The sequence below is a fragment of the Ferroacidibacillus organovorans genome (assembly GCF_001642725.1).
Lineage (GTDB): Bacteria > Bacillota > Bacilli > Alicyclobacillales > SLC66 > Ferroacidibacillus > Ferroacidibacillus organovorans.
Window position 1 is genome coordinate 1 of the sequence record NZ_LSUQ01000067.1, and the last position, 13,090, is coordinate 13,090.

At 51.0% G+C, this 13,090-nt stretch carries 9 protein-coding genes; 3 read left to right on the forward strand and 6 right to left on the reverse strand.

The genetic code is table 11. The annotated features are described in order from the left end of the window. Positions 1–133: 133 nt before the first annotated feature. Positions 134–310 carry a hypothetical protein gene (locus AYW79_RS13610; RefSeq protein WP_156481920.1) on the forward strand — a complete coding sequence of 59 codons (177 nt, stop codon included), beginning with the start codon at positions 134–136 and terminating at the stop codon, positions 308–310. Positions 311–341: 31 nt separating this feature from the next. Here AYW79_RS13610 and AYW79_RS13615 read toward each other — a convergent pair whose 3' ends face one another. The 3 genes from AYW79_RS13615 to AYW79_RS13625 all read right to left on the reverse strand — a co-directional run bounded on the left by AYW79_RS13615 (position 342) and on the right by AYW79_RS13625 (position 4,773). Next, positions 342–1,451, reverse strand: a complete 1,110-nt coding sequence (locus AYW79_RS13615; protein WP_067566998.1) for an alkaline phosphatase family protein — start codon at positions 1,449–1,451, stop codon at positions 342–344. A gap of 90 nt (positions 1,452–1,541) precedes the next feature. Further along, positions 1,542–2,561, reverse strand: coding sequence for an aromatic ring-hydroxylating oxygenase subunit alpha (locus AYW79_RS13620; RefSeq protein WP_079289599.1), 1,020 nt, complete (start codon positions 2,559–2,561; stop codon positions 1,542–1,544). Between the two features lie 166 nt (positions 2,562–2,727). Next, positions 2,728–4,773: a GDSL-type esterase/lipase family protein gene (locus tag AYW79_RS13625; RefSeq protein ID WP_067567002.1), complete on the reverse strand. Its 2,046-nt coding sequence runs from the start codon at positions 4,771–4,773 to the stop codon at positions 2,728–2,730. A 526-nt stretch (positions 4,774–5,299) separates the two neighbouring features. On the opposite strand from AYW79_RS13625, the gene AYW79_RS13630 reads away from it, so the two are divergent. Further along, positions 5,300–7,726 carry a sensor domain-containing diguanylate cyclase gene (locus tag AYW79_RS13630; protein ID WP_067567004.1) on the forward strand — a complete coding sequence of 809 codons (2,427 nt, stop codon included), beginning with the start codon at positions 5,300–5,302 and terminating at the stop codon, positions 7,724–7,726. 116 nt (positions 7,727–7,842) lie between these two features. On the opposite strand, the gene AYW79_RS13635 is transcribed toward AYW79_RS13630, so the two are convergent. Together AYW79_RS13635 and AYW79_RS13640 are read right to left on the reverse strand one after the other, a co-directional pair. Then, a complete protein-coding gene (locus AYW79_RS13635) occupies positions 7,843–8,988 on the reverse strand; it encodes a hypothetical protein (protein WP_067567006.1) in 1,146 nt (381 codons plus the stop codon). A 5-nt stretch (positions 8,989–8,993) separates the two neighbouring features. Further along, positions 8,994–10,145 (reverse strand): class D sortase, encoded by a 1,152-nt coding sequence (locus AYW79_RS13640; RefSeq protein WP_067567008.1) that lies wholly within the window; start codon positions 10,143–10,145, stop codon positions 8,994–8,996. A 251-nt stretch (positions 10,146–10,396) separates the two neighbouring features. Here AYW79_RS13640 and AYW79_RS13645 point away from each other — a divergent pair, with 251 nt between their 5' ends. Further along, entirely contained in the window at positions 10,397–10,882 is a 486-nt protein-coding gene (locus AYW79_RS13645) for a LysM peptidoglycan-binding domain-containing protein (protein ID WP_156481918.1), read from the forward strand. Positions 10,883–11,432: 550 nt separating this feature from the next. Here the strand turns inward: AYW79_RS13645 and AYW79_RS13655 are convergent. Further along, positions 11,433–12,668: an MFS transporter gene (locus AYW79_RS13655; protein WP_067567014.1), complete on the reverse strand. Its 1,236-nt coding sequence runs from the start codon at positions 12,666–12,668 to the stop codon at positions 11,433–11,435. Positions 12,669–13,090 lie beyond the last annotated feature (422 nt).

Genomic DNA, 13,090 nt, shown 5'->3' on the forward strand with positions numbered 1-13,090 from the left:
GACCATGGAGTGTTACACTCCTTGATTCGTCGGCAGCGTCAGAGGTGTAGAAGAGACAGAGCTCGAAGATGAAACGCTGCACGTCGCGCTGCGCGAGCGGATGGTTACCGGGTATGTGCGGGCGGGCTGGGAGATGGATCATCAAGCCTTTGCGCGAGCGTATGCGGCTGCTTTCTTTGAGAACACGTGGATGATGATTGGATTTGATCTGCAGACGCGCTTGGATGAGACAACGGAAGCACAGAGAAAGGCCCGCGCGCTCCAGAAATTGTCTTGGATCGCACGGGCCTGGGCTGAAATGTCACGGTGAATGGGGCGGGGTTTCGCTGTGGGTCCGTCGCTTAGTTGGACGAGCCGTTCGGAAGGGTAAGTGACTTGACTTGCGCCTGATCGCTCGCGTTACCTAAATACCCGAGGTTGAAATTCTTCTCGATTGTGCGGAGCAGATTGTAGTGATCCGCCCAGGTGTGGATCACGAAGTGGTGTGGGTAGGCGCTGTCGATAATGATGAGTGGGACCTGTCCGCCGCCGTATGCACCGCCGCTCCAGTTGATGAAGCCGTCTACTTGACCCGCAGGGAGGATCGGGGAGTCAGGGCCTGGCGCTGTAAACACGCTGGTCTCTTGCGCTGTCGGCGTGCCGGATGGGTACTCACTCTCGTCCCAAACGATGTAAATCACAGACTTTGAGGTTTTAAAGCTCTTTGAATCCATGATTTTATTGACCGTGCTTTTTACGAATGCGTCGCCTGCCGCATAGAGCGCGCTCGGATCACTATACGGTGCAGTCGCGCCAGGTCCCGGCGGTTGACCGTGCATGTCATTGATAACGTTTGGACTGATCCAAGCGAAATTCGGAACATGGTTTGTCGCGAGATCTGTCGCCAGTTGGTGAAAGGGTACGAGATTCAGGTTTTGCTTCGTATTGCGGATACTCGGGATAAAAAAGAAAGGGTTATGTTTCGCCGCGTAGAGCGCATTGGGAGGCGTCTGACTCGCGCTCGCGGTCACTGGTAGATTGTCAGGATACCAATAGCCGGCATAGCCTGGATAGGGCATGCTCTGCATGTATCCTTTCCAGGTGTCGCGGTGTGCGATCAGTTGATCCGCAACAGATGTGTGGTTGAAGACTTGCGTCGGATCGTCGCTGTTTGAACCCCAGTTGTTTCCTGTGATCGACGCGATGTAATTGACCAGGCTCTCGTGCGTGACACCGTAGTAATTGTTCTCGTAGCCGTACGATTGGATGAGTTGATTGATATAAGGCAATTGTGGATTGTTGACGATCTGTGCGGTACCTTGATTCTCCATCATGATGACATAGACGTGTTGAAATGGTTGGGCGTTTTGTTCCGGCGCATGATGTGTGGATTGGGCCATGGACGGCGTGAGCGACGCAAGTGTAAGCACAATCGTTGCACCCAGACCGACCCATCTTTTATGAATGTTCATCGTATCCTCCTCTACCTTATCGCGAGATCTTACGCTGTCATTATAAGGATAGAGGAGACGCGCATAGGTGAACGGCTCGTTAAGGAAAAGTTAAGAAAACGTATGCGCCGCTCGATTATCCGTTGTTTCACGCGCGCCATCGAGTATGATCTTCGGTTCATCCGACGTGAGAAACGCATACCAGCGATTGCGAAAGCGCACTTGGGGAGTGTCTGCCGGGACGTGCGCCTCCATGCGCAACGCCTCGGGAATTGGTCGTGGATGCTGGCTTTCCACGACTGCCTGATCCTCGCGCAGGATCTTTCGGCTATAGCGCGAGAAGACGGTGTTCACCATTGGGATATTGCGGGCGAACGTGCGTCCGGCGTATCCGTAGATGGCGGTGCGATTCTTGTCGATTGGCGTGAACGTGACGTAGTTGATGAATGTGCTTTTGCCCTCTTGCGTTGGGCGCAATAGCCACTGCTGAGGAAAGCGATACTCTAGCGTGCCGCCTCCGTTGACGATGGTCATGACGTCGCGCTCAGGAACTTCGACGTGTAGATCTGCGATTTCGGGTTTTAAGCTACGGCCAATCGTTTTTTTATGCACAAACGCGAGGTGAGCGACATCAAGTACACTCTCGACGACGCGCGTCAGGTGGGCAGACCACGTTTGTTCATAGGGGGCGAGTGTGAAACGAGAGCTTTCGAGTTCCTCGAAAAGTGGCAACGGCGCAGGTCGCGCCTCTCGTTTTGACTGCGGATAAACCCAGATCATGCCACCGCGCTCGATGACCGGATACGCAGTCACTTTTGCAAAGTCAGGAATGGGTCGGTTTGGGTGTGCAGGTATATCGACGCAGTCGCCTTGTTCGTTAAACGCCCATCCGTGATAGGCGCAAACAATCCCTTTGGCTGTACAGTGTCCGAGCGAGAGATCCGCACCGCGGTGTGCGCAATATGCGGTGACGCACTGCGCGTCTCCGCGCGCGTCGCGATAAAGGACGAGATCGCGGCCGACCAAGCGTTTTTTTAACGGTTTTCGCTTTAGTTCATTTTGAAATCCAACTGCATACCAAGCGACAGGAAAGACGTGATCGTCGCTCGGCAATCGATCCTCCTGATTCATAAGCGCTGCCTCCATAATTAACTATATGGTTAATAAATGGATTGTAATTCGAAGTCGTCGATTTGTAAAGATATCTTACCCAAGCGAAGAGGCGCGCCCAGAGCCTTGATCTGGGTGCGCCTTTTCAATGTTTTAAAACAATGCAAATGTGGTTTAAAAAGTTGGATTACAGGGTTTGCGTCAAACCGGCCGGAGTGGGAACGGGAATGGCTTTGTACGCGTAGTCAGATGAGAGGTTCATATTCAGGGAGATGTCTTTTAGTTCCTTTATGACTTTTGCATTCGCACTCGCGTTGGCGCCGGGTTGTGACGCGATCAGGTTGGCTGGGATCACAATGGACATGATCTCATTGACCGAAGAAAAGCGTGCGTTTGGCCCTTGGCCAACGACCGAGAATTGCACTTTTGCTTGCATCGTTTTGAAGATGGCCTGCATCATCGTCTTCATCTGCGCGGCGTTTGTGGTATTGGGGAGTCCCATGCCTCCGAATTGCGACATCATGTTGTCGATAAAGGAAGTCATTTTTGTCTGGTCAATCTCCATGGTGTAGGTGTAACCGGAGGCGGTCTGCGCAGCCTGGACGTTTGTGTAAGACTGGAGACTCAGTTGCGCGAGCGAACTTCCACCGAGTGAGAAATTATTCATGACGCTCTGTAGGTTCGTCGAACCGGGAATTGGCTGATAGCCTTTGCCGGAGTTGATATACAGTTTGTTACCGTTGATAAACTCGTGAATCGGCGTAGTAAGCGTACTCGCGCCACCCGCGCTCGCAAACGCAGGCATAGAAATCGGATCGATCTCGATAAGCGCTTTGATTTGCCCCATCACGGTCTGTAAATTCATTTTCAGCCCCATCTTAATAGGGCTTGCAAACAGGCTCTGAACCTGCTTCAGTTGGGCGTCTTTTTGTCCTGCGGCCGTCAAATCCCAGTTGAATTTCATCGCCATTGTGCCGGTCGATTGTTCGTAGTTTGGCTTTTCAGATGCAAGTGTTGCTTGCAAGAACGCTTGCGCCGCAGGCTGGCTGATCTGCCAGCTTGCAGGAATCTGAATCGCGGTTGCGGCGGGTTGAATTCCGAGCAGTTTGAGGTGCAATGCAAAACCGATCTCGTCGCCAAGGTTCATCGTGCGCGACGGCGAAAGTGCACTAAAGAGGTGATTCTCAAGTGCCCACTCCATGGCAGAGACTTGCGGCGTTTGCAGTTTTGGGAGCGTCGCGTTGACAAGTTTGGCGGCGATTACGGCCGCTTGCGCTTCCGTGACAGGGTCATTCACACCAAAATGCGTGGCGGTATCCGGCGCCATGAGGCCCATCGAAATGGCCTTGTTCACGTACCCCCATAGAAAAGAATGGGTTGGCACATCGACGAATGGCGATGTGCCCGCGCGATCTGGCTGAATGCCCATGATGGCGAGAAGTTCAAAGATAAATGCGCCTTTACCCTGATAATCTTTGCTCGCAGGCGCAAGTGCCTGTTCACCGAGTGATGCGAGCACCTGTTGGCCGAGTACGGTTGGGTGTACATCATTGGGTCGGATATAGGTCGCTTCATTTCCGGCAAACGCGCCAAACGCGTTTGCGACAGGCACGTTAAACTGCAGCGCATCGCCTAGAATTATCGCGTTTTCTTGGGAGAGAAGCGTATTCGCGAGTCCGTAGAGTGTTTGCAGTTGCGGCGAGAACGGATTGTAAAGGTTGTAGAGCACGATTCGCGCATTTGGATTGAGTTTGTGAATGGTCGTGAGGATCGCGGGCAAGTTCTTGCCGAACTGAAGGATCGCTGCTTCAAACTGGGCTCCTTCGGCTGCGGTAAGTTTTGGAGTTGCAGACGTCAACAAACCGTCTTTTTCAGCGAGTTGAAGGAGATCGTTGTTTCCAGTGTCAATCGTGACGACGCTAGCGTTTTTGATCGCTTGCTGAACGCTTGCATTAGTCAAAAGTGTGAGCAAATCAGTTGACGTGGAACCTGGCACTGCAAGGTCGCTGACCTGCATGCCTTCCGCTTTTCCGATCAAATATGGATAGGCCTGCGGTGCTGGCGCGGTATTCCCGGGAACAAGATTATAGCCGAAAGGGATGGAGTCACCCAAGGCGACGAGCGTCTGTGTCGACGCAGAGGCATGCCTGCTTGCTGCAAACGCGGCAGGGCTGATCATGGAAACGGTGAGAAAGGCAGAAGCCAATCCCAAAAGTGATTTTTTCAAGCGCACAATACGACTCCTCTCGTGTTGAACCGTACAGGATTTGTTGCAATGGATAGATGGAACGACCCGTGTCACTGTATGTTTGATTCGACAGGCGCATGCCAGTTCCTTTATGAAATTCTTGTAATGCATGTGTAATCTTTTGGCGGTTCGAAGCTTGGTTGGGCGAATTTTTGATCCATGGATGATAGGGTGATTGTGGCGTGTGGATGCAATGATTTCACATTTGGACTATACTTAGGAAAATCATGCACAATTTTCTGTTGATGACGTGAGAATGAGATAGAGATGGCGGTCGGCGAGATCGGTGCGAGCAGAACAGTGACGCAGCAGAGACGGCAAGGCATGGATGATCGAGTTGAGATGATTCGCGGTTCCTTACCTTTTATAGAAGCGACCCCTGACTTATACTTTGTTATGGATGCACGTACCCCTCGAGATTTTAGAACAATATAGAGACATACAGTCCAAGGTGTATAGGTTGACAACATTTATAGTGATGAATAAAAGGATGGACTTGGAGAGGTTATGTGTGAGCGAGAGATTGAATGAATCCCTGTTTTCACTGTTAAATCAAATTTCAGACGCGATCATGATCACAGATTTGAAGGAAATGATTCTCTATGTCAATCCGGCATTCACCAAGATGACCGGTTATTCATTTATGGAACTCGTCCACCGCAAGCCGGAGATGCTTCAAGGTGCCGAAACGAGCAGTGAAACGCGTAAACAAATTGCAGCGACGCTGCGCAGTGGACAGGCTTATGAGGGAGAGATTCTAAACTATCGAAAAGATGGCCGCTCGTTTTGGAACTATCTATCGATTAGTCCCATCCGCGATCACGATAAACAGGTCATTTATTATTTATCGATTCAAAGAGATGTGAGTGTCGATCGAACGATGTTGCTTCTGCGCCACCACACGGAGTGGGAACTCGCAGAAGTCGTGGCGCTTTACCGGGCGCTCTCCTTGACACAACAGATCCTCGGTCAACCGAACCTTGGCGTGAGTGTGATGGATCGGCTGGGGGAACTGTGTGACCATCTTATCCAGGTGCTTCAAGTCAATTTGATTTATGTTGGGATGCTCGATCGCCAGGGGGACCGAGTGCGCTTTCTCGCTGCGCGGGGCAGGTCCCAGCACTATGTGGAAACCTTGCAGATTTCGGATGATGAAAACCTTGAAGAAGGGCAAGGACCCGCCGGGCAGTCGCTGCGCACACTCGGCACCGTTGTTGCCAATGCGAGTGACCCTTCTTTGCGATTTTGGAGGGACAACTTAGAGCGATTTGGCCTCGACAGCACGCTCGTATCTTCGGCGCGCACAGGATCTGGTCGCAAAATCTTACTGTCCTTGTATCGCTCTGCCGAACATCCGTTTATTGCAGGTGTGGAACACCTTATGGAGGCAATTACAAAGGAAATTGCGGCATTTTTCGATCGGATTGAGACGAATGATCGATTGCAAATGATCCAGTCTTATCGCGATGCGCTGCGCACATTTCAACGGTCGCTTTTGGATATGAATGATTCTCAAGCGATCATCCAAACGATGGTGGACGTAATCGCGACGCACACGAAAGTCAGTTGTGTCGATGCCTTTACGTCGGAGATGGGGGATGAGTCGCTCCAAAGGATTCACGTTGCGGGTCCGTTGGCGCTGCATTTTCACCAATTGCCCGAACCGCATACAAAGGCGCAACTCCATCGTGATGGGTTACCACTGCCAACACAGGTATGGATTTCCGGTCAAAAAATTGTGATTGCAAACCCCTCCCGCGATGAATCCCTTCCATCACTGTGGCGGTTGCCACCTCTCAGTGAAATGGGCGTTGTGGCGGGGTGGCCGATGATTTCACCTCACGATCATTCGGTGTTTGGGGTGATTACGATCACGGCACAGGCGAGAGACACGTTCACGCCGGAGATTGATACGCTGATTGAAGACATGGTTCAATCCGCGGCGCTCGCCATTGAGCGAGTAGAATCAAAGCGTGAGATGGAGCGACTTCAACAGTACCAAGAGGCGGGATTAGAGGCGCAGCATGCGTTTCTTGCGCTTTCGAACAGCGATACGATCTATTCGCGATTTGTAGAAATCATGGTGCAAAAGACGGATTGCCTTGCGTCTTATGTCGTTATTCCGAACGAACTTGGCGACATGAAAATTGTCGCATGGTCCGCAAAGGATGAAGGACTAGAACGGGTCCTTGCGCAATCCGCGTGTCTCAATACACTGACCTGCGAATCGCAGGATGGTCTTGAAAAGCGAAACAGACGCTATGACATTATGTCGTGGCCGATCCTCTTTGCAAATGACATGGCGCCTCAGTCTTTCGTCAAATTTGTATTTGCTAGGCGTGCGCGAATGACACCGATGCTTATGAACCTGCTTGAACAATTGATGGAGAGTCTAAAAAGCGCTCTACAACTGACGGAGAATCGAGAAACGCTCAACCAATGGGCGTGGCTTGATCCGTTGACGGGAATCTCGAATCGCCGCGCGCTCGATCGATTCTTAGAAAAAATGAATGATGGAAATGAATCAGGTGCAGTCATCTACGTCGACCTGGATGACTTTAAGCCTGTCAATGATTGCTATGGCCATGAAACGGGAGATCTTGTTTTGAAAGAAATTGCCAAGCGATTGGCGAGTGGGCTCGGTAAAAATGATCTCGTTTCGCGGCTTGGCGGCGACGAATTTGTCATGATTCTCGTCGGCTTGGAGCAGCGTTCGGATCTTCTTGAGCGACTTGAGGCGCTCGACCAGTTGATTCAGAAGCCAATCGATGTGGAGGGTGTTTCGGAGCCTCTCTTTGTGCACGCGAGTATGGGCGTGGCACAGTTTATGCGTGGGCACAAATTGCCGCACGATGTGATGCGAATTGCGGATCAACAGGTGTATATCGCGAAAAACGCCAAGCAGGACAGGGCGGTCGCATGGAAAATTTCAGAGTAAAGGGTAGCGCTCATCATGTAAGTGAAAAATCACAGGCGACTCGGTGAAGCGGTTTGGGAGACGATCTCCCAAACCGCTTCGTATGAAATGGGATATTCAAAGTGCTACGCGCTCAATCAATTCGTTTTGCGCTTCTTCCGCCCGGCGAGAAACAATCCAGTTCCAGTGCCGATCATGAGAATCCCAGCGCCTGCCTCGGGAAGAACGGGGAGTCCGGTTACGGGTGTGGTGGCGGCGGTTACCGTGTGTGTTTTCGGTTTGAGAATCACATAGGACATCTGCTTGCTCTCTTGCGTGTGCGGAAGGACAGTTTCACCGCGCGCGGATACAGGAGCCACAAAACGTAAACCACTTGGTGTAACTTGATACACAGCGCTTCCACTTGGTAGACCATGCTCCGTCAGGTGCAGCAGCGCGTGGTTGACGGCCGCAGGTGGCAGATTGACAGTGAAATTTCCGCCGAGCGCTTCGCCCGCTGGAACGAATCCGCGCAGTGCGGGCAATGCATGGGATGTGATCGTTACTTCGCCCGAGATCGCAGTGGAAAGTTCAACAGTTACACTCTCTTCTCCCTCGACTTGGGTTACACTCCGCCATTGCACTTGCGCGTTTTGTGTGGAATGTGCGTGTTGCGTGGGAGGCGGGGCGATTCGCGGCTGCAGTACGATCACATCAAGGGAGGTGACGCCGGGCGCCAACGTGATGTCGCACTGATCGTTCTCAATCGTGACAGGAAGGCGAACGAGGCGTTGGCCAACGATGGCGTAAACGACGGCTCCCGCGCCCGCGTGCAGGTTTTGCAGATGGAGGGTGAGTGGTTTTACGGCCGCTGCTCCTGCCAGTCGGATACCGCAAGAGCCGATGACAGCATATCCCTGCGGGAGGGAAACAGGTAAGTGCGCTTGATCCACGGCGGTCAGCGCGATATCTCCGCGCGCGTGCCAAGCGCCAGTGGGCACGGTCAGCGAGGCGTCACACCCTTGCGCAACAGAGCTCAGCGTCTCGCCTTCCGCGCGATCCTGTGCGTCTGCAAGGATGCTTCCGCTTGGTTTTGTGAACCAATCAAATTGCAGTGATCGACGGTCGTCTCCTTTTCCCTTGTCTTTATCTCCTATTTTATTTCTGTCCTCTTGGTTTTGTTGTTTCCCATCGTGATGTCCACCGTTGTCGGATCCTTTGGCGAATGCCACGCCAGTTGCTGGCATCAACATCAGCGCGGTGAGTGTTACGCCTACCAAGCATCGCTTCATGTACATCTTCATCCGTATCATCCTCCGTAGTGAATGTCGATGGTCTGGAGTTTCAGTCGACTGCCTGAAGCGGGAAGTGCAAGCATGCTTATGTTATAGAGTTGTCCATTGATGCGCGCAGTGACGTTTGCCGTTGCCTGATCCAGGCGAATGCCGCTTGCTGTGAGACGAACTTGAAAACTGCGCGCGTAACTGACGCGACTGACGGGTATACCCCAAAAGGGGTTGAGACCTAGCGCTTTTGTGCCCATCGCGCTCAACCATGGTTGTTGTTTCAAGGCGGATGCGTGGAGCCATCCGGCGAACAGTTCCTCCAGCGCATTGGCGGCGTCAAGCGGTGAATTGCTTTCCGACCATACAAGGGCCGGACTTCCGGAATACCTGAGGTTTCCCATCGGAATTGAGTTTGTCGCAAGAGTCAGTCCTGTACGCCACAGCGCGAGGGGAACAGCGGGCCGCCAAGGGATGTTCCCCGGTGTCCCACGCACGATTGGCGGGGATTGGTGAAAGAGTTTTCCTGAGACGAGTTGTGCCTTCACCAGATAGCGATAAGGGGTCAAATAAAGAGCGCCCAGTGGATAGCAGGTTTCAAGCACAATCTCGGGTGAGGCGGAGTTGGCAAGCGCTGTGCCCGTGCGTACGATTTGATGGCCAGTGACGCGATAGATAAATTGACCGTACATCGTATTGACGATGAGTACGTCACCTACGCGCAGGTGATTGATGTGGCGAAACCATGTCGCGTTGTGGGCGGCCAGGACGCCACGTCCGATTTGACCGGGGAGGGCGCTGTTTGGCAGGTGGCCAACGGCGCGCTGCAAATCAACATCCGCCGTTCCCTGCACAATCGGTGCTGTCAGCGACAGCGTGGGAATCCGAATGAGCCCGATGCCACTTCCTGGTGCTGGCGTTGGTTCGTTTGGCGCGACGATATCTGAGAGTTGCATGAACTGTAGCGTGGTCGCTGATGCACGCGGAACGTAGACCATGGAACTTGGCGCAAGAGAAGGATTGCGCGCTTGACGCGCCAATGCCTGTTCTTCTTGGCGGAGTTGGCTTTGTCCTGCCGCGCGCGCATTCGCGAACCAAAGCGGAATCTGCGCGAGCCATCCTGTGCCGACGACGATGAGTGACGCGCCTGCGAGGCGCATGAAGGCGCGTGGTTGCAAATGGATCCCCCCGTGAGCGTGCGAATTCTGAGTTACTGCGATACGCGATCAAGTCTCTGATCGATGAATGCGAATTACCATATGTTCAGGTGTTCGAGAATGGTGAATGAAGTTTGACGGTGGACGAGCTGTGGATTTTGATAAAAATTGACTTTGGTGAGATTGGCACAAAGAAGGAGTTTAAAAGCGAAGAATTGGAATTTGTGACAAATACTAAGGAGTGACGAGTTGTGTGGGTGTGCTGTATCTTTGTGAAGTTTGAGGATATAGGGTGGGGGGTTCATCGGGGTGATTCCCTTTTCGAAATCAGCCGAATGAAGGGGATCTCCATTCACAGCATTGAGCAGTTGAACGGACATAAAAGCGCGCTGCTTACACCGAACATGACGCTGTTGCTCCCAGCGCGCACAGCGGCTACACAGCATTCTGAAATCCATACGTTTGCAACCGTACAAGCGGGTGACACACTGTGGAAAATCGCCCATCAATACAGCGTTTCGGTGGAAACGCTGGCACTTTTAAACGGGATTGCAAGCCTCCGTGAGTTGCCTCTTGGAACGGTGCTTATGATCCCGCCAAAGAAGGATGTGTATTCGTCACCAAGTGGTTGGCCTGTCGAAAATTCAAAAATGACAGCCGTTCCATCTAGCACTTCGTTGCAAGCGTCCGCCGTATTGGAGAATGCGCAATCGAACACATGGAGAGTCACGGTGCGCAATTTGGATCTTCAAGGATAACCGATACCTGATGTGCCATTACAACTGTCGTCGACATCGCAAGTGAACCAGACCGTGAACACTGACGCATCGGGCATTGCTGTTTTTACCTTTCAGGCACCACCGGGATCAGACGTTGCGATCTCAGATCCTCAACGCGGAGAAACGCGGAGTTTGACTCTGCGATTTCAATGAATAGCGCGACGGAAGTGCCGAAGACGATTGGAATTTTAGGGACAGAACTTTATGCACCCACTTTAGGCCTGCTCTATGTTCATGGGAGACCTACCCAGGTCGAAGTCGTGGTAAAAGATGCGGCGGGAAACCCAGTTCCATCGGGAACGCGAGTGACTATCTCGACGAACAACCCGAAGATTGCCGCGTTGGGTTCATCCAGGTCAGTTGTCAGGACACTCTATCTTAAGGCAACCTCTGAAAAAGTAACAACCACATATCCAGCCACTGTTTTTCCTTCTTCGTTTGCACTCTGAAGGAGTGAATGCCTTCTGAGATACAATCACGTCGAAATACTACGCCGACGTGGTACATAGATGTAATTAACGTGTAGTGATCACATCATATGGATTGAACGTATGGGGGATACAGCGATCCAAATGACAGCGAACACAGACAAAATAGCACCAATATCCATTGCTTGAGGCACACCGATTCCCGTAGCAAGTAATCCCCCCACCATCGATCCTATTGGAATTGTACTCCAACTGATGAACCTCATCGTTGCCGATACTCTTCCTCTCATTGCGTCAGGTGTAATGTTCTGTCGAATACGTACAGCGTTTATTCCGTAGGACACGACGCCATACGATCGTAAAAGAAGTCCCAAGGTCATGAATAGGAGTGGAGCATACCACGACGCTATCGAAACGAATACAATGCCTACCCCTTGCAACATGGAAGAAACAATCACCGTAGTGCCCAGTGGCAACAACTTCAGAACGATAATTGATAGTGAAGCTGCAGCAATTAGTCCAATGTTTGAGATTGTAAAAATGATGCCGATCAATCCAGGTCCAAAATGTAATGTTCGTACAGCATATACCATCAAAATGCCTTCAATGAGCGACCAACCAAGATTGGATAATCCCGAAAATATTGCAAAGTGTTTTAAGAACTCATGATGTAGTACAAAGTACATACCTTCTCTGACCTCGGATACCATGCTAGGTTTGGATGTATTGACATTTTCAGGCCATCCTTTTCTCATTTCCTTCACCCGAAGCGACAATAAAATAGCGGCGGAACACATGTAACTTATGCAATCAAAAATTACTGCAAAGGGCGCAGAAAGAATCAAAATGAGACCACCAGCAATGCTTGGGCCGACTATCTTTGCGGCGGATTGACTGAGCTCTAATGCGGCATTTCCGCTATGTAATTCGTCTTTTTGTATGATGGTTGGTAACAACGTCTCAGATGCCACATCGAAAGACACTGAGAAACTGCCCACAGCAAATACCACGATATAGAGAAGCCAGATGGAACGCATGTCAAAATGAATAGCAACAGGTACAGACAATAGAATCATTGCGCGAAGAACATCACTTACAATGACAATGGGTCGGCGATTACATTTATCAACCCATGCGCCGATAAGTAGCGAAAACAATGCAAAGGGGAGAAAATCCAGTGCGTTCAGGACACTGACCTGAAATGCTGAAGAGTGTAGTATTGTGACCGCAATTAAAGGCAGAGCAATAAAAGAAATTTGTGTTCCAAGTTGACTAATTAAAGTCGCAGATAATAGTTTCATTAGATTATCATTTTTGAAAATGGAAAAATTGGACAAACTGCCCTCAACTCCCCAAAACCGCCGGTGAAGTGTGCAGCGAGCATAGACAATGAATCAATGAATTCTCCAAAGTTTCACTATCCAAGAAAGCAGTATTATCAAGATAATACACGAAAATTATGAAGCGCGTACGATTTACTACTTAAATTTATCTGTGATGGGGACTACAACTAAGTTGAGTCCGTATAATTGGTGTAAATTCAGTGGACGCACTGGGTGACATAATATGAAAAGTGCCATCTCGTCCCTCTTTGGTAGAATGAGTGTATCGAGCACAAATCTACTGGGAGGAATACGAGAATGGCACAGTACAACATTACCGTGGATGACGAGATTCTGAAAGGGTTATTTTCTGGGGATAAGGGGATGTCCCAGTTGCTGGAGCAGGTTTTGAATCAAGTGCTTCATGCCCAAGCATC